Origin of the sequence: Robertmurraya sp. DFI.2.37, from assembly GCF_029211245.1 — a bacterium.
In the GTDB taxonomy this organism is placed as follows: Bacteria; Bacillota; Bacilli; order Bacillales; family Cytobacillaceae; genus Robertmurraya; species Robertmurraya methanolica_A.
Genome location: NZ_JARGEJ010000268.1, coordinates 1 through 422, shown reverse-complemented (window position 1 = coordinate 422; position 422 = coordinate 1). Strand labels below are relative to the sequence as shown.

The window sequence follows — 422 nt, the reverse complement described above, 5'->3', positions numbered from 1 at the left end:
ATCACTTCAAAGCTGGCAGTATCGTAATAAGAATCCTCATGTTCCGTACTCGGAAGTAGAACCGTGACCCGATGATCGCCCTCTCCATTAAAAAAATGAAGCGTCTCCTTAAAAGCTCCGTCCTTAATCGGTACATAATATTCATGTTCAATTCCAGCCGGACCTTCTTGATTTGAGCGAACTTTAATCCATACATAGTCTGACTTTAACTCATTGTATAGTTCAATTTTCCCCTCAATCTTCACTTTTCCATTGGCAGCAAACTTTTGATACTTAGGATTGCTAAGCGAAGCGCCAATTTCCTCACTATATGAGGTCAATTCAAGAGGAATCAATTACAATTCACCATTTCTTTGCTCTACTAGCTGTTCGTATTCATCCTTCTCTTCTTTTAGTTTAGAATCACTTGTTTCTGTATTCGC

The 422-nt window shown here is 38.9% G+C and carries 1 pseudogene; it reads right to left on the bottom strand.

Annotation, left to right across the window (positions count from 1 at the left end):
- Positions 1-335: pseudogene (locus tag PZE06_RS26435) on the bottom strand (transglutaminase domain-containing protein); the annotation flags it as partial.
- Positions 336-422 lie beyond the last annotated feature (87 nt).